A 26,559-nucleotide genomic window follows, 5' to 3' on the forward strand; every position below is an offset into this window, starting at 1 on the left:
TCAGGAGGGCCCATGACCACCCGCACGCTGAACCTCGACGATTCGCTCTACCAGTACCTGCTCGACGTCTCCCTGCGTGATTCTCCGGTCAAGGCTCGCCTGCGCGCCGAGACGGCGAGTCTGCCCACGGCGCGCTGGCAGGTCGCTCCGGAACAGGGGCAGTTCCTCGCCTTGCTGGTCAGGCTGATGGGCGCGAAACGCATTCTCGAGATCGGCACCTTCACCGGCTACAGTGCGCTGTGTATGGCAGAAGCCCTGCCCGAAGGCGGCCACATCCTCTGTTGCGACCTGCCCGGCGAGTAGAACGACATCGCCCGCAGCTACTGGCGAGACGCGGGTGTCGACTCACGCATCGAACTGCGCCTGGGGCCGGCGCTGGCCACGCTCGATGCCCTGGTGGCCGGCGACCAGCAGGGCAGTTTCGATCTGGTGTTCATCGATGCCGACAAGGCCAACTATCCCACTTACCTGGAGCGCTCTTTGACCTTGCTGCGCGAAGGCGGCCTGGCGGTGTTCGACAATGTGCTGTGGAGCGGCCGGGTGCTCGAGGCCAACCCGGACAGCGCGGACACCCGCGCTATTCAGCGACTCAACCAGGCATTGAAGGCAGACGAGCGGGTGGATTATTCGCTGGTGCCGATTGGTGATGGGATGAGCCTTTGTCGCAAGCGCTAGCTGTATTTGTGATTGTCCACACGGTTGTTTCTGGTACAGGCATTCTGGCATGCTGGACGCCGATTTTAAGCTCCCAACATGGACTGTAGATTAGGTATCGCGGTGTTAAAGAAACTGGATTCAAGATCACTGATTTTCTGGCTGTTAATCTATTTTGCAATTGCAATAGTTCTCATGATTTCAGGATGGGATGCCATGAAAGTGGCTACCAATGAAATGGGAGATTTTGCTGCAAACTCTTTACTGATCCAGGATGCCAAGTCGTTCAGTCTGTTGGTGGGTAATTACTCACGAGTCGGATTCAATCATCCGGGGCCGGCAATCCTCTATGTGTTGGCGGCTGGGGAATATGTGTTTTTCGATAAATTAGGCTGGGTGAATTATGCTTTCGCCGGCCAGTTGATTTCGGTAGTTCTCTATAATGCATTCTGGCTGACGCTGATTGCTGTTTTGCTTCATCGAATGGGGTTGGCGCGGCACGTGGTGTTGGCCGCTGTTTCAGCTTTTTGCCTGGCAACTGCAATTGAGGATCACAGTTTCTTCAATGGTATCTGGTTTCCACATCTTTACTTCTTCCCATTCGCTGTTTTGCTGTTGTCGCTGGCGCGATTGATTCAGGAAAAGGCGGACTCTCTGTGGATGCTGGCAATTAGTGCAGGCTTCCTTATCAATGGTCATGCATCTTTTATCGCCATCCTGGGATTAATGCTTGTTATAGTCCTTATCTACAGCTTCTTTTTCGGCGCTCAGCGCGGGGGTGTTCTCCGGCCGGAATTCTTGAAGAAAAACGCACTTCCATTGTTTGTGGCAGTCGTGCTGTTGGTACTGTTCTTCGTTCCCTTGATTATTCTCACTGTCAAAGAGTTTCCCGGCCCTCTGGGCGATTATCTAGCCTTCGGCGGGGGACATAAGCCCAACAAACTGAAAAATGCCATTGGTTTCGTGAGCCTATATTGGGGAGGTAAGAGCGTATTTCTGGCTGCAATTGTTGTATCCGCCTTGCTCTGGCGGGCTAGAACAGCCGATCGCACTACACGGGTGACCCGTTCACTGTTGGTGGTGCTGCTGGCGGCGACGCTTGCGATGTTGTTTTACGCGCGCTACGGAGTTGACTATCTGGAGCAGACCTATATCGGATTGTTCTATTTTTCAGTCCCCTCCATTTTCGCCGTCGCGCTGGTGACCTATGCAGCGCAGCTCTTCAAGAGTACACGATATGCACTTCCCGTCAGCGTAGTAATGTCAGCTGCTGCACTGGGCTTGAGCTTTTTCATGGCCAGCAAGCCGCCCTTTTATCTTGATCAGTATCAGGGGTTGCAGATCGTTGAACTTGAACAGGCCTTGCTCAAGGAAAAGGGAAATGGCGGTCGCCTTGTCCTGAACCTTGACGACTCGAGAGATTGGCCGCACGTGTGGATGGTGATCGTGGGAACTGGCGCCTATGCCAAGCGCCAATCCGAAGATGTCTTTTGTGTAAACACGAACTGGTACATTTCGTTCAGCAAGAAGTTGAAATGCACCAGCGAGGAGGTTGCGAGTAACAAGCGCTTCGTGGTCCGTAGGTCTTTCGATGGCGGTGCAAGAGCTCCGAATATTGACCTCGGAGGAATATCCTTCTTTGAATATTCACCCCCGGCCTCCTTGGTTTCCGGTGTCCTCACGATCAAGAATGACAGGGACTTGTTCACCGACTACCTGCTGGGGAGTGGTTGGACCGTGCCGGATGAGATGTTTACTTGGTCGCTAGGGGCGCGAGCAGTGATTCAGTTGCCGCCAATACCGGCCGGAAGCCAAGTGTTGCTTGAGCTGGGAGCTTTTCTGCCACAACCGGATTCCCTGCAGCAAGTGACGGTTTTCGCTGACGGTATCGAGCAGGGAGTGACCAAGTTCAGCGCGACGGCTGCAAAGGCAACGGTCGCAATAAAGCCGAAAGGCCCGGATGGTGCTCCCATGCAGATCACGCTGCAAATTGATCACCCGATATCGCCGTCAAGCGTCGGAAACTCCAAAGATACTCGACTGCTTGGCGTCGCTCTATACGGTATTGAAGTCATGCCGCCTTCAAATGCCAATTGAGTAACTTGAATGGATGAGTCGACAAATGATGAGGCGTAACATTTTATTTAGATGAAACGAAAGGGCGCATCGGAAGATGCGCCCTTTGTCTTTTAGCAGCGGTGTTAAGCGACATCCACCAGAATCACCTCGCTGTCCTCCAGCGCCGTGACCCGCACCACCGCTTCGTCGGCAATGGCGGCGCCGTCGCGGGCCAGCAGCTCCACGCCGTTGACCTCGACCTTGCCGGTGGCTGGCACCAGGTAGGCGTGGCGGTTGCTGCCCAGTTCGTACTCGGCAGTCTGGCCGGCCTTCAGGGTGGCGGCGACCATGCGGCCTTCGGCACGGATGCGCAGGGCGTCGGCGTCGTTCTCATAGCCGCTGGCCAGGGTCACGAAGCGTCCGGCGCGGTCGCCCTTCGGGAAGGGTTTGGCGCCCCAGGACGGCGTACCGCCGCGTACCGAGGGGATGATCCAGATCTGGAAGATCTTGGTGACATCCTTCTCCAGGTTGTACTCGGAGTGCACGATGCCCGAGCCTGCGCTCATCACCTGCACGTCGCCCGCTTCGGTACGGCCCTTGTTGCCCAGGCTGTCCTGGTGGGTGATCGCCCCTTGGCGCACGTAGGTGATGATTTCCATCTCGCGGTGCGGGTGCGGCGGGAAGCCGGTGCCGGCGGCGATTTCGTCATCGTTCCAGACGCGGAGGTTGCCCCAGTCCATACGCTCGGCGTCGTAGTACTCGGCGAAGGAGAAGTGGTGCTTGGCGTTGAGCCAGCCGTGGTTGGCGCCGCCGAGTTGCTGGAAGGGTCTGCGTTCGATCATGACTAAGTCCTCGTGGGGCGCGGCTGGCCGGTGGGCCAGTCCGCGCGGTTCATGGGACTATCTTCTCGCGCAGATGATCGATAAAAAAGCGCAAATATCGGCAGATATTAATCGATAAAATCGATTCTATTCTGTCGTGCGCTTTTCGCCTTGATCGAGGAATTTGCTGAGGAACTGCCGTGTACGCTCTTCCCTGGGATGGGCGAACAACGCCTTGGCATCGCCCTGTTCAACGATCACGCCCTTGTCGATGAAGATCGCCCGGTTGGCGACATCACGGGCGAAGCTCATCTCATGGGTGACGATGACCATGGTGCGCTTTTCCTGGGCCAGGCCGCGGATGGTCGCCAGGACCTCGCCGACCAGTTCCGGGTCCAGCGCCGAGGTCGGCTCGTCGAACAGGATCACGTCCGGCTGCATGGCCAATGCGCGGGCAATGGCAACGCGTTGCTGCTGGCCGCCGGAGAGGCGCTTGGGATAGGAGTCCTCCTTGCCAGCCAGCCCGACCTTCGCCAGCAACTGGCGGGCACGCTCGGTGGCCTGGGCGCGCGGCTCCTTCTTCACGATGATCGGGCCTTCCACCACGTTCTCCAGCGCGGTGCGGTGGGGGAACAGGTTGAAGTTCTGGAAGACGAAGCCCACGTGCTGGCGCAGCTTGCGGATCAGGCCCTGCTGGCTGCTCAGCGGCCGCGAGGCGTCGATGCGGATGTCGCCGACCTGGATGGTGCCGCTGTTGGGGACTTCCAGCAGGTTCAGGCAGCGCAGCAGAGTGGTCTTGCCTGAGCCGCTGGGGCCGATGATCGCGACCACTTCGCCGGGCTGGACGGTCAGGTCGATGCCCTTGAGCACCTCCTGGCCGCGGAACTGCTTGGTCAGCTGGCGGACTTCGATCATGCGTCTTGCTCCCGGTCATGGAGGTTGACCCGGTCTTCCAGGCGGTTCTGCAGGTGCGACAGGATGCTGGCGAGGATCCAGTAGATCAGCGCCGCGGCGAGGTACATGGTGAAGACCTCGAAGGTGCGCGCGGTGATCAGCTGGGCCTGACGGAACAGTTCCGGCACCTGGATGGTAGCGGCCAGGGCGGTGTCCTTGACCAGCGAGATGAAGCTGTTGCCCAGCGGCGGCAGCGCGGTGCGCGCGGCCTGCGGCAGGATCACCCGGCGCAGGGTCTCGGCGCGGGTCATGCCGATGCTGGCGGCGGCTTCCCATTGGCCCTTGTCGATGGAGCCGATGGCGGCGCGGAGGATTTCGCAGACGTAGGCGGCCATGTTCAGCGAGAAGCCGATCAGCGCGGCGGGCAAGGGATCCAGTTCGATACCGGCCTGGGGCAGGCCGTAATAGATCATGAACAGCTGGACCAGCAACGGCGTGCCCCGGAAGAACGACACGTAGATGCGCGCAATCCAGCGCACGGGGGTGAATCCGTACAGGCGCATCAGCGCCAGTACGAATCCCAGCAGCAGTCCGAAGAACATGCCGCCTACGCTGAGGACTACCGTGAAGACCGCACCCTTGAGCAGGAAGGGCGCGGAATCCAGCGCAAGCTGCAGGCTTTCGTCGATCATTGGGTGACGTCAGCCTGGAACCATTTCTCCGAGAGTTTCTTCAACGTGCCATCGGCCCTGAATTTCTCGATGGCCTTGTTCAGCGCCGCGAGCAGTTCGGGGTTGCCCTTGCGCACGGCGATGCCGGCTTCCTGGCGGGCGAACGGCGCGCCGGTCAGGGCCATGGCGCCCTTGGTCTTGTTGACCATGTCGAAGGCGGCCAGGCGGTCCACCAGGATCACGTCGATGCGACCGCTGCGCAGGTCCTGGAACTTGGTGGGGTCGTCTTCGTAGGTACGCACGTCGGCTTGCGGAACATGTTCGCGCAGCCATTGCTCGTAGTTGGTGCCCAGACCCACGCCGACCTTCACGCCGGCGAGTTTTTCCGGGGTGTCGTACTTGCCTTCGTCGCCCTTGCGCACCAGTGCCTGGATACCGGACACGGTGTAGGCGTCAGAGAAGTCGTACTTTTTCTTGCGCTCCTCGGAGATGGTCACCTGGTTGATCACCAGGTCCAGGCGCTTGGATTCCAGCGCGGCGAGGATGCCGTCCCACTTGGTCGGCTGCAGCTTGGCGGTGACGCCCAGCTCCTTGGCGATCAGCTCGGAGAAGTCCACTTCGAAACCGGCCAGCTTGCCGTTTTCGTCCTGGAAGCTGAAGGGCGGGTAGGTACCCTCCAGGCCGACGCGGACTTCGCCCTTGGACTTGATCTGGGCGAGCAGGTCGTCGGCGGCCTGGGCCTGGCCGAAGAGGCTGGCGCCGAGGGAGAGGGTCAGGCTGGCAAGCAGGAAATGACGTCGCAGTGCGGAGAAGGTCATGGTGGTCACCGTTTTTGGTGTTTTAAGCAGGTTAGTCAACGCGTGGCGACTATATGGTCAGAATCGTTATGCAATAAAATAATAAAAAATTACATGCTTAGTTCGTGATTCGATCCATCAAGTCGCCGGCTGATAGGCGAACAAGGCCGGCGAACCACCGGTGTGCAGGAACAGGATAGGCCCGGTTTTCACGAAGCGTTCACGACGGATGCCATCGAGCAATCCGGCCATGGCCTTGCCGGTATACACCGGGTCCAGCAGCAGGCCTTCCTGGCTCGCCAGCAGACGAACCGCTTCCAGCGTGCCGGCATTGGCTTCGCCGTAGCGCGGGCCGAAATATTCATCCCACAGCTGGACCTTCGGAAGCGCGGGAGCGGCTTGGCCGAGCAGTTCCAGCGTGCGCTCGATCAGGCTCTCCACTTTCGGTCGCTGCGCCGCGTCGGTGCGCGAAACGGTCACGCCGATGACGTCCAGTTCCGGCAGTACATCGGCCAAGGCAACCGCCAAGCCCGCATGGGTACCGGCGCTGCCGGAGGCGAGGACCACGGCGGAAAAGTCCTGGCCGCTGCTGTGGATCTGCTCCGCCAGTTCCAGTCCGGCGCGCACATAGCCCAGGGCGCCCAGGGCGTTGGAACCGCCGATGGGGACGATATAGGGCTTGCGGCCTTGCCGACGCAGACGTTCTCCGGTCTGCGCCAGCAGTTCGTCCGCGGTGTCGAGGTTGGGCACGAGTTCGACCTCAGTGCCGAACAGGTCCAGCAGCAGGCGGTTACCGTTGCTCAGGTAATTGCGGTCAGCGGTGCCGATGGGGTTTTCCAGCAGCGCCACGCAGCGCAGGCCGAGCTTCGCCGCAACAGCGGCGGTCTGGCGTACGTGGTTGGACTGGATGGCGCCGGCGGTGACCAGGGTGTCGGCGCCTGCCTTGAGGGCGTCGGCGGCGAGGAATTCCAGCTTGCGCACCTTGTTGCCACCCAGGGCGAAGGGCGTGGTGTCGTCACGCTTCACCCACAGCTCCCGACCCAGTTGTGCACCGAGCCGTTCCAGCTTCTCCAGCGGCGTCGGGCCGCCGGCGAGGTCGAGGCGGGGGAAGCGGGCGAGGGCTGCGCGCAGGGGGCTCATGGCGGATACTCGGGGTGGCGGCGGGATGCGTCACCATAGAGCGCGCGAAGGTCCGCTGCAATGTGGCCGGCGGACGCGTGACGCGGCTCCGCACGGGAATGTCGCGCGACGATGCGCCCGCTCGCGGCGGGAAACTCCAGAGGCTGTGAATCAATGTGCGGACAGCGGCGCGGCGAACCGCTACGCTCCAGGCCCAGATCCGGAAAGATAACCGGGCAGATGACGAAAACAGGAAAACCAGGGCGGGGAAATCCGATGACTTCAGCAGTACCTTCACGCACTTCGCTGCATCGCTGGACGCTTCAATTGGTGGGCGCCCTTGCCCTGCTGCTGGGGTTGAGCTCACCGGCGCTGGCCGACCGGGTGATTCCCTCGGGGATGATGGTCGGTTTCGTCGACAGCGCGCTGTACCCGGTGATCACCCTCAAGCGCCCCAGGCCGAGCCTGCTGCGTCAGGTGATGACCCTGGGGCTCTACAACAAGACGGTGAGTTACCCGCTGTCGGTGTCGGTGCGTATCCGCGACGAGAACAACCGTTTCCTGGTCTACGGCCTGCTGCCGCAGATCACCGGCAAGTTCGTCGGCATCAAGGTCGGCCTGGACAGCCGCATCAGCCAGATCTGGGTGCTGACCGAGAAGGAAGCCACCGAATACGTTACCCGTCCCGACACCATTTTCCCGCCGACCTGACGGATTGCTGCGAAGGCTGACACCACACCGCTCGTGAGATTCCTCCGAGCGGACAGCAGCGGGGAAGGTACCTCTTCGGCTATCATGGGCGCCGGTCAAACTCCTACTTATCCGGTTCACCCATGACGTCCTCCCAGCCGCCGCGTGACGACAGCGCGGAAAACTCCCAGGAACAATCCTCCCAGGAGCAGTCTTCCCAGGAGCAGCCCACGCTGTCCCTGACGGAACTCGCCAAGGCCGCGCTTGCTGCGCAGAAGCAGGCCGCCGGCGCCTACCAGCACCGCAAGACCCACGACAAGGCCGAGTACCGCCCGCCGCACCCGCGTGGTTCGCGTCGCTCCATGGGCAAGCGCTGAGGCGACCTCTCGTCCGAAACCCCGTCAGCCGGCGTCCTTGCGGGGGCGCTGGCTGAACTGCGACGACCCGCCTGGGTCGTATGCGCATCTGCCGGGCCAGGTCGGCTGGCAACTTCCCGCTCTCGCGAACACGTCAAGGATCGACAGCCGCGCTCCCAGGCGAGCGCCTCGCGTCTAAAGGAGAATTCATGAAAGTCCTCGTCCCCTTCCTTTCCCTGCTGGCACTCGCCGGCTGCATCACCATGACCGGCAACTACGAGGTCACGGCCCATGACGAGTCGGGCAAGGAGTTGAGCAAGGGCAAGTTCCTCGCCCATGGCAGCGGCATTTACACGGTGCGCAACTCGCTCTGCTCGGTGTATCCGAAGGCCATCGTCACCATCAAGGACGTGGAGTCGGAGCAGGAACTGGAGGGCGAAAGCCCTTATCAGTGCCGCTGATTGCGTAGCGGCGCCGGTTGCCGGCGCCGCGAGGTGACAGGCTGACCGCGACGCTTCAGAGGGGCGCCTGCTCTTTGCTGCGGTGCTGCGCGCTGACGTGGTCCTCGCCAGCCACGCGTTCGGCGAAGATCGGCTGGAACAGCGGCACCAGCAGGCGGTTGCCGAATTCGCTCAAGTGATCGTCGTCGTAGTACATCGGCCGGCCGTGGCGGCTGGCGGCGCACTTCTGCTCATCGCACAGGTAGGGCAACGGATCGAGCACCCGGGCACCGCACTGCTGGCCGGCCAGATCCTGCATCTGGCTGACGAAGGCATTGCGCTGGCGGTAGGCGCTGCGGCTCATCGATAGCTTGCGCTCGCGTTTGAGCAGCATGGCGCGGCCCATCGCTTCGGGGACGCGCACCCCCATCTCCGGCGTCGGTCGCACCAGGTACAGCGGATGGTTGGCCGCCAGCGCACAGGCGGTAGCCACGTAGTGTGTTCGGTACTGTGCGAGCAGCGCCGCATTCGGCGACTGTTGAGGCTCGGTGAAATACAGTTCGGGTCGATTCGGGGTTTCGTCCGGCTCCCCGGCGAGGCCGCCGAACAGGTAGTACGACGCGCGGTTGATCACGATCACCGGGGTGCCCGGCAGCAGCTGCGCCTGGCGCTGTTCCAGGCGACTGAGAATCTTCTGGCAGACCTCCTGTTTCGGACCGTCGAGTTGCGCTCCGAAGATGGTCGGGCAGCCGCTGGTGCCGATGAACAGCACGCCGTCCTCGCGGTGCGGCAGGCTGGCGACGATGGCGTTGACCGTGGCCTGGGCATGGCTGTCGCCGAGCACGATGGCGCGGGTATTCGGGCCGCCATACTGGCACTGGGTCTTCTCGTCGCACTCGTCCAGGCGTGGATTGCGATTGTCGCGCTCCTCGTCCACGCGCTGCACCGCCTCGGGCAAGCGCTGTTCGAAGTCCGCCTTGCGCACCACCTTGGCCGGGCCGATCACCAGGACCACCGCCGCCAGCACCACAGCGCCCTGCGCCAGCGGCCTCAGGCGGCCCATCCGGCGGCCGCTGGGCTGCTCCACCAGGTGGTAGGAAAGGTGGCCGAGGACCAGCGTCAGCAGCAGCCCCGCCATGATGGCCTGCGGCAGGCTGGAAAGCTCCAGGTAAGCCAGTGCCACCACCACTGGCCAATGCCATAGATAGATCGAGTAGGAGCGGGTCCCGAGCCATTGCGCCACGGCGTTGGCGGTGAAGTGCGAGTCATTGCGGCGCGCCAGCAGGACCAGCGCGGCGCCACCGACCGGAATCAGGCCGAGCAGCCCCGGCCAGTGCATCTCGGGTGTGATGAACAGCAGCGATGCGACGATCAGCGCCATGCCCGCGCGTTCGATCCAGACGCCCAGGCGCTCGCCGGGTTGCCAACGGCTCTGCGCCAGGTGGATCACGCCGCCGGCCAGCAGTTCCCAGGCGCGCGCCGGGAAGAAGTAGAAGGCCGTCGAAGGCTCCTTCGCCGCCAGCGCCACGCAGTAGCCCAGCGACCCGAGAGCCAGCAGGCCCAGCAGCGGCAGCAGCCAGCGGCGGCCGCCGAGCCAGCGCCAGGCGGCAACCAGCACCAGTGGGAACAGCAGGTAGAACTGCCATTCCACCGACAACGACCAGGTATGCAGCAGCCACTTGTCATGGGAAGCCACATCGAAATAGCCGGCTTCCTTCATGAACATGCGGTTGGAGGTGAACAGCACGCTGCCCCAGACATGCTTGCCCAGCCGCTGGTAGTCCGACGGCAGCAGGAAGAACCAGCCCAGCGCCAGCAGCACGGCGCACAACACCAGCAAGGCCGGCAGGATGCGACGGGCGCGGGCCAGGTAGAAGGTCAGGAAGGAGAAGCCGGATGGTGCGGCCAGGGCCCCCAGGACGATGCCGGTCATCAGGTAGCCGGAGATGACGAAGAACACGTCCACGCCGACGAAGCCACCGGTAAAGCCGCTGATACCGAAGTGATACAGCACCACCGCGACCACGGCCCAGGCCCGCAGGCCATTGATGTCGCGGCGGAAATCGCCAGAACTGCGCAAGAGTCGATCCTCGGACTACAGAATGGGCACCCGCGCAACAGGGCGGTGCCACACGAGAAACGGGAGTTGCCCCGAATGGGGCGGCGCAATGTATCGTCACCGATACACGATTGCCATCAACAGCCCGCGAATCTTCCGACTGGCGTTGTATGAAATTTGTTCAAATTGTGTAGAGAGTGTGCGAAAGCGGACTCCGCGGGCCGCCTCGGCCCACGGTCTGCAGCCGATCAGTTGCCGGTGCTGGAGGGGAGTTTCTGTGCCTGCCCCTGCTGCAACGTCCACTCCACCACCTGCGCGGAAAGCTGATCGGCCGCCTTGCCGAAGGCACTGACCACTTCGGGCACCTGTTTGCCGTCCACCGGCTGGCGGACTTCGAAGGTGCGCGAGGCGACGATGCGCTGGCCGAGGGTGCGCACCAGGCGCGCGTCGTAGCGCAGGTGGATCACCGGCTTGCCGTTCTGGTATTCGCTCTGGAAGGCACGCAGTTCGCCGGTCAGGTCGAGGTCGGCCTGCAGGCTGGCTTCGTCGCTGCTCAGGGCGCGGATGCTGCCGTTGGCGGTGAAGGCGTCGAGCAGGCGGTCACGTAGCAGACCCGGTGCCCGGTTGCTCCAGCGCGCGCCCTGGTAGCTGCTCAGCTGGTTGCCTTGCGGGACCACGGCGATGCGGTTGCTGTCCAGCGCCAGGCTGGCTGTGGGCGCGCTGACTCGCAGCGACCAGTTCACCGCTGTATTGCTGCGCGCGGGTTGCTGCGCGGCCGGCAGCAGGTAGAAGTCCGGGCTCTCCGCTTCCGGGAGGATCGAGCAGGCGCCCAGCAGACTGACCAGGGCGGCGACACCGAGCAGGCGGGGAAGGGCGGTCATGGCTGGAACTCCTTGTTGCGTTCGCGGCCGAGCAGGTAGCCGGTGGGGTTTTCCTGCAGGCGGCGGGTGACGCCGCGCAGGTCTTCCAGGGTGGAGCGCAGTTCGCGGATCGCCGGGCCGATCTCGCCCAGGCCATTGAGGCCGCCGTTTACCGAGTCGTAGTTGCTGTCGAGCAGCTTTTCCACGCGTTCGCTGCTGTTGCGCAGGGCGGTGAGGGTTTTCTGCGTGTCGTCCAGCAGCGCTGGCCCGCGGCTGCCCAGGGTGCGGTTGGCCTGTTCGAGCATGGTGCTGGCATTGGCGAAGGTCAGCCGCGCCTGCTCGCTGGCGGCGGCCAGTTCCTGCACGGTCTTGCGGATGTCGTCGCGCTGTTCGGCGACCACTCCGGTGGCCTGGTCAATGTGGTCCAGGGTGCGGCTGATGCGGTCGACGTTCTCCTGGGAGAACATGCGGTTCACGTTGTTGATCAGGTTGTTGATGTTGGTGGCGATGTCCTCGCCGTTGGCCAGCAGCTTGGCGAAGGGCGAGGGGATGGTCTTGATCACCGGCACCTCGCCGTCCTTGCTGGTCAGCGGCGGGCTGTCCTGGGCGGCGCTGGAGAGCTGGATGATGGCCTGGCCGGTGACGCCGGTCAGCGCCAGCTTGGCGCGTGTGTCTTCACGGATCGGCGTGCTGTCGTAGACGCGGATGCGCGCGCGGACCTTGCGCGGGTCGTTCGGGTCCAGGCGCAGGGACACCACGTCGCCCACGCGGATGCCGCTGTACTGCACGGTGCCGCCTTCGGACAGGCCGGTCACCGCCTCGTTGAAGATCACGTCGTAGACCTTGTACTTCTGGTCGTTACTCGACTGCGCCAGCCACAGGGCGAAGAGCAGCGCGCCGATCGACACGACCAAAGTGAACAGGCCGATCAGCACGTGATGGGCACGGGTTTCCATTCAGTTTTCCTCCCGCAGGTGTTCGGTGGCCTGCAGCGCGGCACGGCCGCGCGGGCCGTGGAAATAGTCCTGCACCCAGGCGTCGTCGGTCTGGGCGACCTGGTCCAGCGGCCCGACCACCAGCACGCGCTTCTGCGAGAGCACGGCGACGCGGTCGCAGATGGTGTAGAGGGTGTCCAGGTCGTGGGTGACCAGGAACACCGTGAGGCCGAAGGCGTCGCGCAGGGTCAGGATGAGTTGGTCGAAGGCCGCCGCGCCGATGGGGTCGAGGCCGGCGGTGGGTTCGTCGAGGAACAGGATGTCCGGGTCCAGCGCCAAGGCGCGGGCCAGCGCGGCGCGCTTGACCATGCCGCCGGACAGCTCGGCCGGGTACTTGGCGCCGGCGTCCGGTGGCAGGCCGGCGAGGGATATCTTCACCTTGGCGATGAACTCGGCATCGCTGCGTGACAGCCTGGCGTGCTCGATCAGCGGCAGGCAGATGTTCTCGCTGACGGTCAGCGAGGAGAACAGCGCGCCGTTCTGGAACAGCACGCCGAAGCGTCGTTCCAGCTTCGAGCGTTCCAGCGGCGGCAGCGCCGGCAGGTTCTGCCCGAACACGTGGACGCTGCCTTCGCTGGGCTGGCGCAGGCCGATGATGCTGCGCAGCAGCACCGACTTGCCGGTGCCCGAGCCGCCGACCACGCCGAGGATCTCGCCCTTCATCACGTCGAGGTCCAGGTGCTCGTGCACGGCGTGGGTGCCGAAGCGGTTGGCCAGGTCGCGGACGACGATGATCGGTTCGCTCACCAGCCCATCTCCATGAAGAACAGCGCGAACATGGCATCCAGCAGGATCACCACGAAGATCGACTGGACCACGCTGGAGGTGGTGTGCTCGCCCACCGACTGCGCGCTGCCGCTGACGCGGAAGCCTTCCAGGCAGCCGATCACGGCGATGATGAAGGCGAACACCGGGGCTTTGACGATGCCCACCAGGAAGTGCTGCACGGCGATATCGTTCTGCAGCATGTAGAGGAACATGCGTGGCGAGATGTCCAGGCTCAGGGCGCAGACCACGCCGCCGCCGAAGATGCCCGAGAGCATCGCCAGGAAGGTCAGCATCGGCAGGGTCAGCAGCAGCGCCAGCACCCGCGGCAGCACCAGCAGTTCCACCGGGTCCAGGCCCAGGGCCTGGATCGCGTCGATCTCCTGGTTGGCCTTCATCGAGCCGATCTGCGCGGTGAAGGCGCTGGCGGTGCGGCCGGCAAGCAGGATGGCGGTGAGCAGCACGCCGAATTCACGCAGGAAGGAGAAGCCGACCAGATCGACGGTGTAGATCTGCGCGCCGAACTTCTGCAGCACCGTGGCGCCGAGGAAGGCCACCACCGCGCCGACCATGAAGGTCAGCAGGGCGACGATGGGCACCGCGTCGAGCCCGGTTTCCTCCATGTGCGCGGCCAGCGAGGTGAGGCGCCAGCGGCGTGGCCGCAGCAGGTTGCGCACCAGCGTCTGCAGGGTCAGGCCGATGAAACCGAGCAGGCCGACCAGGTGTTCGCGGAAGGTCAGGGTGGCGATGCCGATGCGTTCCAGCACATCGACCAGCGCGTTGCCCGGCGCCGGCGGCTTTTCATCCATCCGGCACTGGGTGATGGCACTGCCGACGGTGCGTAGCAGGGCCTGGCGTTCAGCGGGCAGGTTGTGGGCGATCTGGCCCAGTTGGCTCATGCGGGCGCCGCCGATGATCTCGGCGAGCAGCGCGGCGCCGGCGGTATCCAGTGCGCCGAGGCCGGCGAAGTCCAGTGCCGCCGGGGATTGGGCATGGCGCTGGGCCGCCACCTGGGCTTCCAGCGCGGAGAAATGCGCGAGGGTCCAGTCGCCGCTGACGTGCATCAGCGGTGGGCTGGTAGAGGTGTCGAGCTGAAGCTGGCCGGGCTGGGCGGTCATCGTCATGGTTCGCATTCTAGCGGAGTTACACAGTGCCATGATTGAACGGGTGTGTCGCTTTTCAGAGCGGTTGCAAGGTGCCGGGGCCTGCCCGGCGACATCCTCTTCAATTGACGCCCCAGCCCGCCAGCCACTAAGCTGCGCGCCTGCTTCAGGTGCCCGCGGCGCAAGCCCAGGGTGAAACAGGGAAGCCGGTGAAATCGATATGCAATCGAGCATTCCGGCGCTGCCCCCGCAACGGTAAGCGAGTTCAGAACCGCAACCGCCACTGTGCCACCGGCATGGGAAGGCGCGGTTCATCGGAGACGCCAGGCGTTTCCCCTCGCAAGCCCGGAGACCGGCCTGCTGCATCGCATGGCATCGCGGGAGGCGCTGCCGACGCCGGCCGCACGCGCCGCGCGTTCGCCGTCCTCCGCCTGCCCCGACTGGTCAGTGCCGCGCGGGTGAGAGCGGCGGAGAATCCTTCAGGTGACATCCCCAATTCCCCAGGTCGACAGCCTCCGCGCTGGACGGCCTTTACCGCCTGGCGCTTCTGCGTGCCGGCGGATCGCCCCTGCCCATCCCATTGCTCGCCTGCTGCCGCACGGTCGGCAGCCTGACGCCTGTGCATTGCCTTTCAGGAGGAATACGCCATGACTGAATCCCCAGAAAAGGACGAGCGCCATCGCTCGCGCATGCAGCGCAAGAAGGCGGTGATCGACGAGAAGATCGCCCAGGCTCAGGGTGAGCGCGGTGTGTTCCTGGTCAACAGCGGCAACGGCAAGGGCAAGAGCAGCTCGGCCTTCGGCATGGTCGCCCGCGCGCTGGGCCACGGCATGAAGGTGGGTGTGGTGCAGTTCATCAAGGGCGCCGCGACCACCGGCGAGGAAGCCTTCTTCCGCCGCTTCCCCGAGGAGGTCAGCTTCCACGTGATGGGCGAGGGCTTCACCTGGGAAACCCAGGACCGCCAGCGCGACATCGCCAAGGCGCAGTTCGCCTGGGACATGGCCCGTCAACTGCTGGCCGACCCCGAAGTCGGCCTGGTGGTGCTGGACGAGGTGAACATCGCCCTCAAGCACGGCTATCTGGAGCTGGACACCGTGCTGGCCGACATCGCCGCGCGCCCGCCGATGCAGCACGTGGTCGCCACTGGCCGCGGTGCGCAGCCGGCGATGCTCGAAGCCGCCGACACCGTCACCGAGATGGGCCTGGTGAAGCACGCCTTCAAGGCCGGCATCAAGGCGCAGAAAGGGGTCGAGTTCTGATGCTCGTGGCTTGCCCTCACCCCAGCCCTCTCCCAAGGGGAGAGGGGGCCGTTCGGCGTGTACCTGGAGACCAGCGCTCGCCGGCCGGCACTCTCAGCGGACGACCTGGTCGCGCGAGGGCCGATCGATCCATGCCTGCGCTGCATGGAGCATCTGACTGCTCCCTGTCCCTCCGGGAGAGGGCTGGGGTGAGGGTGCTTTCTTGCCAATATTGGGAGTGCGCCCGATGACCTCGCGCCAATGCCCCGCCTTGCTGATCGCCGCCCCCGCCTCCGGCCAGGGCAAGACCACCGTGACCGCCGCCCTGGCGCGCCTGCACACGCGCCTCGGGCGCAAGGTGCGGGTGTTCAAGTGTGGCCCGGATTTCCTCGACCCGATGATCCTCGCCCGCGCCAGTGCTGCGCCGGTCTACCAGCTGGACCTGTGGATGGTCGGCGAGGAAGAAAGCCGCCGCCTGCTCTGGGAGGCGGCTGGCGAGGCCGACCTGATCCTCATCGAGGGCGTCATGGGCCTGTTCGACGGCTCGCCGTCAGCGGCCGACCTGGCGCGCCGCTTCAACGTGCCGGTGATGGCGGTGATCAACGGCCAGTCCATGGCGCAGACCTTCGGCGCCATGGCGGTCGGCATGGCCACCTATCAGCCGGACCTGCCATTCTCCGGCGTACTCGCCAACCGTATCGGCAGCCAGCGCCACCGCGACCTGGTGCGCGACAGCCTGCCGGAGTGGATTCGCTGGTATGGCGCGCTGCCGCGCGATACCGAAGTGGAACTGCCCAGCCGCCACCTGGGGCTGGTGCAGGCCGACGAACTGGCTGATCTCGATGCCCGCCTGGACGCTGCCGCCGATGCCCTGGCGGCTAGCGCCAGCACCGACTTGCCGCTGCCGGTAAGCTTCGCCGCGCCCGAGTCGCGCCGCACGTCTTCGCGCCTGGATGGCGTGCGCATCGGCGTGGCGCGGGACAATGCCTTCGCCTTCCTCTACCAGGCCAACCTCGACCTTCTGCGCGAGCTGGGCGCCGAGCTGGTGTTCTTCTCGCCCCTACGTGACGAAGCGCTGCCCGAGGTGGACAGCCTCTATCTGCCCGGCGGCTACCCGGAGCTGCACCTGCAGGCGCTGGGTGGCAATCGCGCCATGGCCAAGGCCATCCACGCGCACCACGAGATGTGCAAACCGATCCTCGCCGAGTGCGGCGGCATGCTCTATCTGCTCGATGCGCTGACCGATGTGGCCGGCGAGCGCGCGGAACTGCTCGGCCTGCTGCCAGGCGAAGCGCGCATGCAGAAGCGCCTCGCCGCGCTGGCGCTGCAGGCCGTGACGCTGCCCGAAGGCACCTTGCGAGGGCACACCTTCCACCACTCGTTGCTGGACAGCAGCGAGGAGCCGCTGGCACGTGGCATCTGCCCCAACGACAAGCCGGTGGCCGAAGCGGTGTTCCGCCGCGGCCGGCTCACCGCGTCCTATATCCACTTCTACCTGCCGTCCGACCCGGACGCCGCCGCATCCCTGCTGAGACCATGACCGAACACGCCTACAGCCCCGAAGAACGCGCCGCGCTCTACCGCGCCATCGCCGAACGCCGCGACATGCGCCACTTCAGCGGTGGCGAGGTGGCGCCCGAGCTGCTCGCGCGCCTGCTGGAAGCGGCGCACCAGGCGCCCAGCGTCGGGTTGATGCAGCCGTGGCGGTTCATCCGCGTTACCTCGACCGAGCTGCGCCAGTCGATTCATGGTCTGGTGGAAGAGGAGCGCGTGCGCACCGCCGAAGCGCTGGGCGAGCGTTCCGACGAGTTCATGCGGCTCAAGGTCGAGGGCGTGCTCGACTGTGCCGAGGTGCTGGTGGCGGCGCTGATGGAGGGCCGCGAGGCGCACGTCTTCGGCCGCCGTACACTGCCAAACATGGACCTGGCCTCGTTATCCTGCGCCATCCAGAACCTCTGGCTGGCCTCGCGCGCCGAAGGGCTGGGGATGGGCTGGGTCTCGCTGTTCGATCCGGCCGCGCTGGGTGAGCTGCTCGGCCTGCCGGAAGGCGCCGAGGCGGTGGCGGTGATCTGCCTCGGCCCGGTCAGCGAGTTCTACCCGGCGCCGATGCTGGTCCTGGAAGGCTGGCGCCAACCGCGCGCGCTCAGCGAACTGCTGTACGAGAACCACTGGGGAGAACAGCCATGATCCTGGCCCTGCTGAGTGTCCTCGGCGTGGCGCTGGATGCCCTGTTCGGCGAGCCGAAAAGCTGGCATCCGCTGGTGGCTTTCGGGAAGCTGGCGGATCGGTTGGAGCGGCGGTTCAATCGCTCGCGAGTCGCAGATCGCGCTGAAGAGCTCCCTCTCCCTAACCCTCTCCCTGAAGGGAGAGGGGACCGTACGGTGCCGGGGGAAGCAACGGTGTCAGCCGGCACGGACAACCCCCTCTCCCTTCAGGGAGAGGGCGGGGGAGAGGGTGTATCAGCCAGCACCGCATCCTCGGGGAACGACACCCCCGGCCTCGGCTGGCGCAGCCATGGCGTCACCGCCTGGATCATCGCCGTCATCCCGCTGACGCTGCTCGCGCTGCTGCTCAGCCTGCTGCCCTACGTCGGTTGGGTCGTACAGGTGCTGGCGCTTTACGCCGCGCTGGGCCTGCGCAGCCTGGGCGAACATGCTGAACCGGTGGCGCTGGCCTTGCGCGCCGGTGACCTGAACGAAGCCCGGCTGCGCGTGGGCTATATGGTCAGCCGCGAAACCGCCGAACTGGACGCCACTGCCGTGGCCCGCGCCACCACCGAATCGGTGCTGGAGAATGGCAGCGATGCGGTGTACGCCGCGCTGTTCTGGTTCGCCATCGCCGGTGCGCCGGGCGTGGTGCTCTATCGCCTGAGCAACACCCTCGACGCCATGTGGGGCTATCGCAACGCGCGCTTCGAACGCTTCGGCTGGGCCGCGGCGAAGATCGACGATGTGCTCAACTACATCCCGGCGCGCCTGGTGGCTTTCACCTACGCGCTGCTCGGCCACACCCGACTTGCCCTGCGTTGCTGGCGCACGCAAGCGCCGCAGTGGGACAGTCCCAACGCCGGTCCGGTGATGGCCACCGGCGCGGGAGCGCTGGGCGTTTCGCTCGGCGGCTCCGCCCGCTACCACGGCGAACTCCACGAACGCCCGCAGCTGGGCGAAGGCCCGGCACCGACCGCCACGGACATCTGGCGCGCGCTGGCCCTGGTGCGCCAGGGCGTGCTGCTGTGGCTGGCGGTCATCCTCATCCTGGGAGTGCTCTGATGCTCGAACATGGCGGCCGGTTGCGCAAAGCGGCGCAGCAGTACGGCATTCCGCTTTCCGAGTGGCTCGACCTGTCCACCGGCATTTCGCCCTGGCCCTGGGCGCTGCCCAATGTGCCGGCGGCGGCCTGGATGCGCCTGCCCGAAGACAGCGACGGCCTGGAAGCCGCCGCGCGCCGCTACTACGGCGCCGAGAAGCTGCTGCCGCTGCCCGGCAGCCAGGCGGCGATCCAGCTGCTGCCGCGGCTGCGCCGGCCGGGCAAGGTCGGCGTGGTCTCGCCCTGTTACGCCGAGCACGCCGAGTCCTGGCGCGCCGCCGGGCATATCCTGCGCGAGGTCAGCGACCAGGAAGTGCCCCATCACCTCGAGCGTTTCGACGTATTGGTGGTGGTCAACCCGAACAACCCCACCGGCCGACGCATCGAGGCCGGCGTGCTGCTGGAATGGCATGCGCGCCTGCAGGAGCGCGGCGGCTGGTTGGTGGTGGACGAAGCCTTCATGGACTGCACGCCCGAACACAGCCTGGCGCCCAGTTGCGCGAGCCGTCCGGGGCTGATCGTGCTGCGCTCCTTCGGCAAGTTCTTCGGCCTGGCCGGCGCGCGCCTGGGCTTCGCCTTCGCCGAGCCGCGGCTGCTGGAAAGCCTGGCGAAACTGCTCGGCCCCTGGGCGGTGAATGGCCCCACGCGCTGGGTCGCGCAGACCGTGCTGGGCGAGTTCCAGGAGCAGATCCAGCGCCGCCGTGATCTGCATGACGCCAGCCGGCGCCTGGCCGGGCTGCTCGGTGAGCACGGCTTCGCGCCCCAGGGCGGCACAGCGCTGTTCCAGTGGGCGGTATCGATGCGCGCCCATGCGCTGCGCGATCATCTGGCGCGCCAGGGCATCCTCGTGCGCCTGTTCGAAACGCCCGCCAGCCTGCGCTTCGGCCTGCCGGCGGACGAGCGGGGCTGGGAGCGCCTGGAGCACGGCCTGCGCACCTTCAACCAGATGGAGAGCCTGCGGTGACCACCCCGATGGCGCGAGGCGCAACGCTGATGGTGCAGGGCACCACTTCGGATGCCGGCAAGAGCACCTTGGTGACGGCGCTGTGCCGCTGGTTGCGCCGGCAAGGTGTGGCCGTGGTGCCGTTCAAGCCGCAGAACATGGCGCTGAACAGCGCGGTGACCGCCGACGGCGGCGAGATCGGTCGCGCCCAGGCAGTGCAGGCCCAGGCCTGCCACCTGGCGCCGCACACCGACATGAACCCGGTGCTGCTCAAGCCCAACAGCGACACCGGCGCCCAGGTGATCATCCACGGTCGCGCGGTGACCAGCATGAACGCCGTGGCCTACCACGACTACAAACGCGTGGCGCTGCAGGCGGTGCTCGAATCCCACCAGCGCCTCAGCGCGCAGTACCCGGTGGTGGTGGTGGAGGGCGCGGGCTCGCCGGCGGAGATCAACCTGCGCGCCAACGACATCGCCAACATGGGTTTTGCCGAGGCGGTGGACTGTCCGGTGATCCTGATCGCCGACATCGACCGCGGCGGTGTGTTCGCCCATCTGGTCGGCACCCTGGAGCTGCTCAGCGAAAGCGAGCGGGCGCGGGTGAAAGGCTTTGTCATCAACCGCTTCCGCGGCGACATCGCATTGCTGCAGAACGGCCTCGACTGGCTGGAAGAGCGTACCGGCGTGCCGGTGCTCGGCGTGCTGCCGTACCTGATGGACTTCCACCTGGAAGCCGAGGACGCCATCGACACCCGCCAGGCCGCCAAGACCGGCGAGCGCCTGCGCGTGGTGGTGCCGGTGCTGCCGCGCATCAGCAACCACACCGACTTCGATCCGCTGCGCCTGCACCCGCAGGTGGAGCTGACCTTCGTCGGCCCCGGCCAGCCGATCCCGCCGGCGGACCTGATCATCCTGCCCGGCTCCAAGAGCGTGCGGCCGGACCTGGCCTTCCTCCGCGCCCAGGGCTGGGAGGAGGCGATCCGCCGTCACCTGCGCTACGGCGGCAAGCTGCTGGGCATCTGTGGCGGCTTGCAGATGCTCGGCCGCACCCTCGCCGACCCGCACGGCCTGGAAGGCGCCGCGGGGGAGAGCGAGGGCCTCGGCCTGCTGGATTTCCGCACCGTGCTGGAGCCGGAGAAGCAGTTGCGCAATGTCAGCGGCCAGTTGGCGCTGGAAGAGGCGACGGTGAGCGGTTACGAGATTCATGCCGGCGTCACCGAAGGGCCGGCGCTGGAAAACCCCGCCGTGCGCCTGAACGACGGACGCAACGATGGCGCGATCAGCGCCGACGGGCAGGTGATGGGCACCTACCTGCACGGGCTGTTCGAGTCCGCCGCGTCCAGCTCCGCGTTGCTGCGCTGGGCCGGGCTGCGCGAAGTGCAGAGCATCGATTACCACGCCTTGCGCGAACGCGATATCGAGCGCCTGGCCGATCAGGTCGAGGCGCATCTGGATACCGACAAACTGAGAGCGCTGTGCGGACTGTAGGGCGGATAACCGTTCGCGGTTATCCGCCGTTTTGTTGCGGCGTGATTTCGGCGGATAACGTCTGGGGCGTTATGCGCCCTACGAAACCGCTCGGCACTGAGCCTATACGTAGGATGGGTGGAGCGAAGCGATACCCATCAATTCGGCGTTGTGTCGTGATGGGTATCGCAGGCTCCACCCATCCTACAAATTGCCCGTCGGCACGGAGAGACCATGCTTGAACTGATCCTCGGCGGCGCCCGTTCGGGCAAGAGCCGCCTGGCCGAGCGGCTGGCGCTGGAAAGCGGCCTGCCGGTCACCTACGTCGCCACGGCCCAGGCCGGCGACGGCGAGATGTCCACGCGTATCCTGCAGCACCGCGAGCGCCGCCCCGAGCACTGGGGCCTGGTGGAGGAACCGCTGGCCCTGGCCGACGCGCTGGAGCGCCTGGCCGCGCCACAGCACTGCGTGCTGGTGGACTGCCTGACCCTGTGGGTCACCAACCTGCTGCTCCACGAAGACGGCTGGCGCCTGCGCGGCGAGATCGACGCGCTGCTGGAAACGCTGCCGCAACTGCCCGGGCGCATCCTTCTGGTCAGCAATGAAACCGGGCTGGGCGTGGTGCCGATGGGCGAGCTCAGCCGCCGATATGTCGACGAGGCCGGCTGGTTGCACCAGTCCCTGGCCGAGGTCAGCGAACGCGTGGTGTTCACCGTCGCCGGCCTGCCCATGGTGTTGAAGGGGGAAGCATTATGAGTCTGCAATGGTGGCTGCAAGGCACCCAGCCGATCGACCGCGTGGCGCAGGGCAAAGCCGCTGCGCGCCAGGACCAGCTGACCAAGCCGCGCGGCGCGCTGGGCCGGCTGGAAGAGGAGACCATCCGCCTGGCCGGCCTGCAGGGCCGCGAGCGGCCGGGGCTGGAGCACATCTGGATCGCCCTGTTCGCCGGTGACCACGGCGTGGTGACCGAAGGCGTGTCGGCCTATCCGCAGGCGGTGACCGTGGAGATGCTGCGCAACTTCGTGCGTGGCGGTGCAGCGATCAGTGTTCTGGCCCGCGACCTTGATGCGCGCCTGGAGGTGATCGACCTGGGCACCGCCACGCCGCTGGAACCACTGCCCGGTGTGCTGCATGTGATGGTTGGCGCTGGCACCGCGAACTTTGCGAAAGAGCCGGCGATGACCGCCGCCCAGTGCCTGATCGCCCTGGAGGCCGGCCGCGAAGCCGTGCGCCGCGCGCTGCAGGCCGGCAGCGAACTGTTCATCGGCGGCGAGATGGGCATCGGCAACACCAGCTCGGCGGCGGCCCTGGCCTGCGCGCTGCTGGACGAGCCGGCGCAGGCGCTGGTCGGCCCCGGCACCGGGCTGGATGCCCAGGGCGTGGCGCGCAAAGTTGAAGTGATCGACCGTGCACTGGCGCTGCACCGCGCCCATTGCGACGAGCCTTTCGAAGCGCTGTGCCGCCTCGGCGGCTTCGAGATCGCCGCGCTGGTGGGCGCCTATCTCGCCTGCGCGCAGAAGGGCATCCCGGCGCTGGTGGACGGCTTCATCTGCACCACCGCTGCGCTGTGCGCGACGCATCTGAATCCTGGCTGCCGTGACTGGTTGCTGTTCGCCCATGCCGGCGCGGAGCCGGGGCACAACCGGGTGCTCGCCGCACTCGATGCGCAGCCGCTGCTGGACCTGGGGCTGCGCCTGGGCGAGGGCAGCGGCGCGGCGCTGGCGGTGCCGTTGCTGCGTCAGGCCTGCCGGTTGCACAGTGGTATGGCGACCTTCGCCGAAGCCGCGGTATCGGACCGCCCGGCATGACGCTGCGCCTGGAGCTGCTGCGCCATGGTGAGACCGAGCTTGGCGGCGGCTTTCGCGGACGCCTGGACGATGCGCTGACCGATACCGGTTGGGCACAGATGCGCGGCGCACTGGGCGACGAGTGCCGCTGGTCGGCGCTGGTCAGTTCGCCCCTGCGGCGTTGCGCGGCTTTCGCCGAAGAACTGGCGGCGCGCCACGGCCTGCCGCTGGGCTTCGAGCCGGGTCTGCAGGAGCTGGATTTCGGCCAGTGGGAAGGCCTTTCGCCAGCTACGCTGTTTGAAAGCGAACCCGCGGCGCTGGAGCGCTTCTGGAACGATCCCTACGCCTTTCCGCCGCCCGGCGGCGAGGCCATGGGCGACTTCGAGGCGCGCGTTTTCGCCGCGCTGGAGCGCCTCTACCAGGCACATGCCGGATCGTCCGTGCTGGTCGTCACCCATGGCGGCGTGATGCGCCTGTTCGGCGCCCTGGCCAACGGGCTGCCGGCCCGACGCCTGCTGGAAGTGGTGGTGGCCCACGGCGAATGCATGGCGCTGGACGTGACCCGCGAGGGTGGCGGCTGGCGCATCCACAAGGCGCAATTCTGAGTCGAACCGTTGATGAGCAACCCGGAACGCGAACCGCCAGCACCCGAGCAGCCTGCCGAAGAGGCCGGCGCGGACGCGCGCGTCGCCCACCTGAGCAACTGGCTGCTGCCGCTGGTGGCGCTGCAGTTCCTCACCCGCCTGCCGGTGCGGCTGAGGCATATGCCGACACCACAGCAGTTCGGTCGCGCCACGCTGTTCTACCCGCTGGTAGGCCTGCTGATCGGCGCCGTGCTGTTCGCCATGGGCGAGCTGCTCAGTGGCGTGCACATGCTGTTGCAGGCGGCGCTGATCCTGCTGGTGTGGGTGGCTTTCACTGGAGCCCTGCACCTCGACGGACTGGCTGATACGGCGGACGCCTGGATCGGCGGGCTGGGTGACCGCGAACGCACCCTGGCGATCATGAAGGACCCGCGCTGTGGCCCGGCAGCCGTGGTCGCGCTGGTGCTGTTGCTGCTGCTGAAGTTCGCGGCGATCACGGCGATCCTCGGCAACCACCAGCACTGGGGTCTGCTGCTGGCGCCGTGGCTGGGGCGCTGCGCGCTGCCACTGCTGTTCTTCACCACCGACTATGCCCGCCAGGGCGGCCTGGGCCAGGCCCTGGCCGACCACCTGCCACGCACGGCGATGCCGTGGATGCTGGCGGCCAACGCTGCGCTGATGGTGCTGGTGGGGCTGACCGGCATGCTGGCGCTGGTGGTCGCGCTGGTGGTCTTCGTCTGGCTGCGCAGCCGCTTCATCGCCCGCCTGGGCGGCACCACCGGCGACACCGCCGGGGCGATGCTGGAAATCATCGAGTGCGCCGTGCTGGTGGCGTTGGCGCTCTGATCGATCGTAGGTATTTCTCTGTAGAGGCGCCTCTCCCTAACCCTCTCCCTGAAGGGAGAGGGGACCGTTCGGTGCAGGTTGAAACGGTGGTATCAGCCGGTACGGACGGCTCCCTCTCCCTTCAGGGAGAGGGCGGGGGAGAGGGGGCTTCCCTTGGCGCGGAACTGTCAATCGAAGGCGAAATGCTCCGTCTTCAACCCCATGATCGACCGCACCGGCTTCGCCATCGCCGCCGCATGCCCTTTGGCACGCGGTAGCAAACGGGCGAAGTAGAAGTCGCTGGTGGCGATCTTGGCCTTGTAGAAGTCACTCGACTCGCTGCCGCCCTGGCGCAGGCGCTTGCGCGCGGCGGCTTCCTGCAGCGCCCAGGAGTAGGCCAGCGCGGCGTAGCCGGAGAACATCAGGTAGTCGTGGCTGGCGGTGCTGACCAGGTCGCGCTGCTTGCGGGCGGTGAGGGCGATGCGCAGCGTCAGCAGGTTCCACTGTGCGCAGAGCTTGAGCAGGGTGAGCGCGCGGCCACGCATGGCCGGTTCCTGCTTGAGCAGGTCGACGGCGAACTTCGCCACCTGCCGGGTGAAGTCGCGCACGGCCTTGCCCTGGGTCATCAGCAGCACCTTGCGGCCGAGCAGGTCCAGCGCCTGGATGCCGGTGGTGCCTTCGTAGAGCGTGGCGATCCGCGCGTCGCGGACGATCTGCTCCATGCCATGTTCCTTGATGTAGCCGTGGCCACCGAACACCTGCATGCCTAGGTTGGCGCTCTCCAGGCCCAGTTCGGTCAGGCAGCCCTTGAGGATCGGGGTGAGGAAGCCGAGCTTGTCGTCCCAGCGGTCGTACTCGGCGTTGTCGTTGGTCAGCAGGCCCTGGATCATCTTGTCCGCGTACTGGGTGGCCAGGTAGATCAGCGCGCGGCCGCCCTCGGCCACGGCTTTCTGGGTCAGCAGCATGCGGCGCACGTCACCGTGGTGCATCAGGCTGTCGGCGATCTCGCCCGGCTCCTTGGTGCCTGAGAGGGCGCGCATCGAGCGGCGCTCACGGGCGTAGGCGAGGGCGCCCTGGTATGCCAGTTCGGCGGTGGCCACGCCCTGGATGGCGGTGCCGATGCGCGCGCTGTTCATGAAGGTGAACATGCACTCCAGGCCCTTGTTCGGCTCGCCGATCAGGTAGCCGGTGGCGCCGTCGAAGTTCATCACGCAGGTGGCCGAGGCCTTGATGCCCATCTTCTTTTCCAGCGCGCCACAGGTCACGCCGTTGCGTGGGCCGAGGGCACCGGCTTCCCCTGCGAGGAATTTCGGCACGATGAACAGCGAGATACCGCGCGTGCCCTTGGGTGCATCCGGCAGGCGGGCGAGGACGATGTGCACGATGTTCTCGGTGAGGTCGTGCTCGCCGGAGGAGATGAAGATCTTCGTGCCGGTGATTGCGTAGCTGCCATCGGCGTTGGTTTCCGCGCGGGTCTTCACCTGGCCCAGGTCGGTGCCGCACTGCGGCTCGGTGAGGCACATGGTGCCGCCCCAGCGGCCTTCGGTGAGCGGCGTGAGGTAGGTCTGCTTCTGTTCCTCGTTGCCGTGCTGCATCACCGTGTTCATCGCGCCCAGCGACAGCCCCGGATACATGGAGAACGGCCAGTTGGCGGTGCCGAGCATCTCCTGCTTGAGCGCGCCCAGGCTCATCGGCAGGCCCTGGCCGCCGTACTCCACCGGGTGCGACAGGCCCTGCCAGCCGCCGGCCACGTAGGCGTCGTAGGCCTCCTTGAAGCCCTTGGGCGTGCGCACTTCGCCGTTTTCCAGGTGGCAGCCTTCCTCGTCGCCGCTGTGGTAGAGCGGGGCGATGACTTCCTCGCAGAGCTTCGCGCATTCGCCGAGGATGGCGTCGACCATGTCCGGGGTGGCTTCGCCGCCGTTGACCAGATTCTGGTAGTGGCTGGGGAAGTCGAAGACTTCGTTGAGCAGGAAGCGGGTGTCGCGCAGCGGAGCTTTGTAGACGGGCATCGGGGACCTCGGAGCGTGATGCGCCCCGTCGAAAGCGTGGGGCTGGATGGCCGCAGTTATACGGCCGGCGCTCGCTGGTGCCCTTGGCTGCGCCAACGGCAGGCACTGGCAGTTGG

At 65.9% G+C, this 26,559-nt stretch carries 25 protein-coding genes, 1 pseudogene and 1 riboswitch; of the genes and pseudogenes, 15 read left to right on the forward strand and 11 right to left on the reverse strand.

Annotation, left to right across the window (positions count from 1 at the left end; all coding sequences use genetic code 11):
* Window positions 1–12: 12 nt before the first annotated feature.
* Window positions 13–675 (forward strand): annotated as a pseudogene (locus HNP46_RS13350) (class I SAM-dependent methyltransferase).
* Window positions 676–870: 195 nt separating this feature from the next.
* The gene (locus HNP46_RS13355) at window positions 871–2,751 is read left to right on the forward strand and encodes a hypothetical protein (RefSeq protein WP_184589625.1); all 1,881 of its coding nucleotides are present in this window, start codon (window positions 871–873) and stop codon (window positions 2,749–2,751) included.
* Window positions 2,752–2,855: 104 nt separating this feature from the next.
* Here HNP46_RS13355 and HNP46_RS13360 read toward each other — a convergent pair whose 3' ends face one another.
* The 5 genes from HNP46_RS13360 to HNP46_RS13380 all read right to left on the reverse strand — a co-directional run bounded on the left by HNP46_RS13360 (window position 2,856) and on the right by HNP46_RS13380 (window position 7,035).
* The gene (locus HNP46_RS13360; RefSeq protein ID WP_184589627.1) at window positions 2,856–3,554 is read right to left on the reverse strand and encodes a pirin family protein; all 699 of its coding nucleotides are present in this window, start codon (window positions 3,552–3,554) and stop codon (window positions 2,856–2,858) included.
* Window positions 3,555–3,680: 126 nt separating this feature from the next.
* Window positions 3,681–4,448 carry an L-cystine ABC transporter ATP-binding protein TcyN gene (gene tcyN, locus HNP46_RS13365; protein ID WP_184589629.1) on the reverse strand — a complete coding sequence of 256 codons (768 nt, stop codon included), beginning with the start codon at window positions 4,446–4,448 and terminating at the stop codon, window positions 3,681–3,683.
* Entirely contained in the window at window positions 4,445–5,116 is a 672-nt protein-coding gene (tcyL, locus tag HNP46_RS13370; protein WP_184589942.1) for a cystine ABC transporter permease, read from the reverse strand. Before tcyL ends, tcyN begins: the two co-directional genes overlap by 4 nt.
* Entirely contained in the window at window positions 5,116–5,916 is an 801-nt protein-coding gene (gene tcyJ, locus HNP46_RS13375) for a cystine ABC transporter substrate-binding protein (RefSeq protein ID WP_184589631.1), read from the reverse strand. Before tcyJ ends, tcyL begins: the two co-directional genes overlap by 1 nt.
* A 117-nt stretch (window positions 5,917–6,033) precedes the next feature.
* A complete protein-coding gene (locus HNP46_RS13380; RefSeq protein ID WP_184589633.1) occupies window positions 6,034–7,035 on the reverse strand; it encodes a D-cysteine desulfhydrase in 1,002 nt (333 codons plus the stop codon).
* 255 nt (window positions 7,036–7,290) lie between these two features.
* Between HNP46_RS13380 and HNP46_RS13385 the strand changes: the two genes are divergently transcribed.
* The 3 genes from HNP46_RS13385 (at window position 7,291) to HNP46_RS13395 (ending at window position 8,521) form a co-directional block, all read left to right on the forward strand.
* Window positions 7,291–7,725, forward strand: a complete 435-nt coding sequence (locus tag HNP46_RS13385) for a hypothetical protein (protein WP_260403162.1) — start codon at window positions 7,291–7,293, stop codon at window positions 7,723–7,725.
* A 122-nt stretch (window positions 7,726–7,847) separates the two neighbouring features.
* Entirely contained in the window at window positions 7,848–8,081 is a 234-nt protein-coding gene (locus HNP46_RS13390; RefSeq protein WP_184589635.1) for a hypothetical protein, read from the forward strand.
* A 188-nt stretch (window positions 8,082–8,269) separates the two neighbouring features.
* Window positions 8,270–8,521: a hypothetical protein gene (locus HNP46_RS13395; protein WP_184589637.1), complete on the forward strand. Its 252-nt coding sequence runs from the start codon at window positions 8,270–8,272 to the stop codon at window positions 8,519–8,521.
* A gap of 55 nt (window positions 8,522–8,576) precedes the next feature.
* Here the strand turns inward: HNP46_RS13395 and HNP46_RS13400 are convergent, their stop codons facing one another.
* The 5 genes from HNP46_RS13400 to HNP46_RS13420 all read right to left on the reverse strand — a co-directional run bounded on the left by HNP46_RS13400 (window position 8,577) and on the right by HNP46_RS13420 (window position 14,303).
* Entirely contained in the window at window positions 8,577–10,580 is a 2,004-nt protein-coding gene (locus HNP46_RS13400) for an acyltransferase family protein (protein WP_184589639.1), read from the reverse strand.
* 227 nt (window positions 10,581–10,807) lie between these two features.
* Window positions 10,808–11,440 (reverse strand): ABC-type transport auxiliary lipoprotein family protein, encoded by a 633-nt coding sequence (locus HNP46_RS13405; protein WP_184589641.1) that lies wholly within the window; start codon window positions 11,438–11,440, stop codon window positions 10,808–10,810.
* Complete coding sequence (locus HNP46_RS13410) at window positions 11,437–12,375, reverse strand: MlaD family protein (RefSeq protein ID WP_184589643.1); 939 nt, start codon at window positions 12,373–12,375, stop codon at window positions 11,437–11,439. Before HNP46_RS13410 ends, HNP46_RS13405 begins: the two co-directional genes overlap by 4 nt.
* A complete protein-coding gene (locus HNP46_RS13415; protein WP_184589645.1) occupies window positions 12,376–13,161 on the reverse strand; it encodes an ABC transporter ATP-binding protein in 786 nt (261 codons plus the stop codon).
* Window positions 13,158–14,303 carry an ABC transporter permease gene (locus tag HNP46_RS13420; protein WP_184589647.1) on the reverse strand — a complete coding sequence of 382 codons (1,146 nt, stop codon included), beginning with the start codon at window positions 14,301–14,303 and terminating at the stop codon, window positions 13,158–13,160. Before HNP46_RS13420 ends, HNP46_RS13415 begins: the two co-directional genes overlap by 4 nt.
* 130 nt (window positions 14,304–14,433) lie before the next feature.
* Window positions 14,434–14,657, forward strand: a riboswitch (cobalamin riboswitch).
* Between the two features lie 272 nt (window positions 14,658–14,929).
* Between HNP46_RS13420 and cobO the strand changes: the two genes are divergently transcribed.
* From cobO to HNP46_RS13470, 10 genes are all read left to right on the forward strand, one after another.
* On the forward strand, window positions 14,930–15,541 hold the full coding sequence (cobO, locus tag HNP46_RS13425; protein WP_184589649.1) for a cob(I)yrinic acid a,c-diamide adenosyltransferase: 612 nt from the start codon (window positions 14,930–14,932) through the stop codon (window positions 15,539–15,541).
* Between the two features lie 226 nt (window positions 15,542–15,767).
* Complete coding sequence (locus HNP46_RS13430) at window positions 15,768–17,060, forward strand: cobyrinate a,c-diamide synthase (protein ID WP_184589652.1); 1,293 nt, start codon at window positions 15,768–15,770, stop codon at window positions 17,058–17,060.
* Window positions 17,057–17,707, forward strand: coding sequence for a 5,6-dimethylbenzimidazole synthase (gene bluB, locus HNP46_RS13435; RefSeq protein WP_184589654.1), 651 nt, complete (start codon window positions 17,057–17,059; stop codon window positions 17,705–17,707). The genes HNP46_RS13430 and bluB overlap by 4 nt, the downstream gene beginning before the upstream one ends.
* Entirely contained in the window at window positions 17,707–18,789 is a 1,083-nt protein-coding gene (gene cbiB, locus HNP46_RS13440) for an adenosylcobinamide-phosphate synthase CbiB (protein WP_311771809.1), read from the forward strand. The genes bluB and cbiB overlap by 1 nt, the downstream gene beginning before the upstream one ends.
* Complete coding sequence (cobD, locus tag HNP46_RS13445; RefSeq protein ID WP_184589658.1) at window positions 18,789–19,790, forward strand: threonine-phosphate decarboxylase CobD; 1,002 nt, start codon at window positions 18,789–18,791, stop codon at window positions 19,788–19,790. Before cbiB ends, cobD begins: the two co-directional genes overlap by 1 nt.
* A gap of 8 nt (window positions 19,791–19,798) precedes the next feature.
* Window positions 19,799–21,259, forward strand: a complete 1,461-nt coding sequence (locus tag HNP46_RS13450; RefSeq protein WP_184589946.1) for a cobyric acid synthase — start codon at window positions 19,799–19,801, stop codon at window positions 21,257–21,259.
* A 213-nt stretch (window positions 21,260–21,472) separates the two neighbouring features.
* Window positions 21,473–21,994, forward strand: a complete 522-nt coding sequence (cobU, locus tag HNP46_RS13455) for a bifunctional adenosylcobinamide kinase/adenosylcobinamide-phosphate guanylyltransferase (RefSeq protein WP_184589660.1) — start codon at window positions 21,473–21,475, stop codon at window positions 21,992–21,994.
* The gene (cobT, locus tag HNP46_RS13460) at window positions 21,991–23,046 is read left to right on the forward strand and encodes a nicotinate-nucleotide--dimethylbenzimidazole phosphoribosyltransferase (protein WP_184589662.1); all 1,056 of its coding nucleotides are present in this window, start codon (window positions 21,991–21,993) and stop codon (window positions 23,044–23,046) included. Before cobU ends, cobT begins: the two co-directional genes overlap by 4 nt.
* The gene (locus tag HNP46_RS13465; protein ID WP_184589664.1) at window positions 23,043–23,630 is read left to right on the forward strand and encodes a histidine phosphatase family protein; all 588 of its coding nucleotides are present in this window, start codon (window positions 23,043–23,045) and stop codon (window positions 23,628–23,630) included. Before cobT ends, HNP46_RS13465 begins: the two co-directional genes overlap by 4 nt.
* A gap of 102 nt (window positions 23,631–23,732) precedes the next feature.
* Window positions 23,733–24,455: an adenosylcobinamide-GDP ribazoletransferase gene (locus HNP46_RS13470; RefSeq protein ID WP_260403168.1), complete on the forward strand. Its 723-nt coding sequence runs from the start codon at window positions 23,733–23,735 to the stop codon at window positions 24,453–24,455.
* Between the two features lie 167 nt (window positions 24,456–24,622).
* Here the strand turns inward: HNP46_RS13470 and HNP46_RS13475 are convergent, their stop codons facing one another.
* On the reverse strand, window positions 24,623–26,443 hold the full coding sequence (locus tag HNP46_RS13475; protein WP_184589668.1) for an acyl-CoA dehydrogenase C-terminal domain-containing protein: 1,821 nt from the start codon (window positions 26,441–26,443) through the stop codon (window positions 24,623–24,625).
* Window positions 26,444–26,559 lie beyond the last annotated feature (116 nt).

Origin of the sequence: Pseudomonas nitroreducens, assembly GCF_014204515.1 — a bacterium.
In the GTDB taxonomy this organism is placed as follows: Bacteria; Pseudomonadota; Gammaproteobacteria; order Pseudomonadales; family Pseudomonadaceae; genus Pseudomonas; species Pseudomonas nitritireducens_A.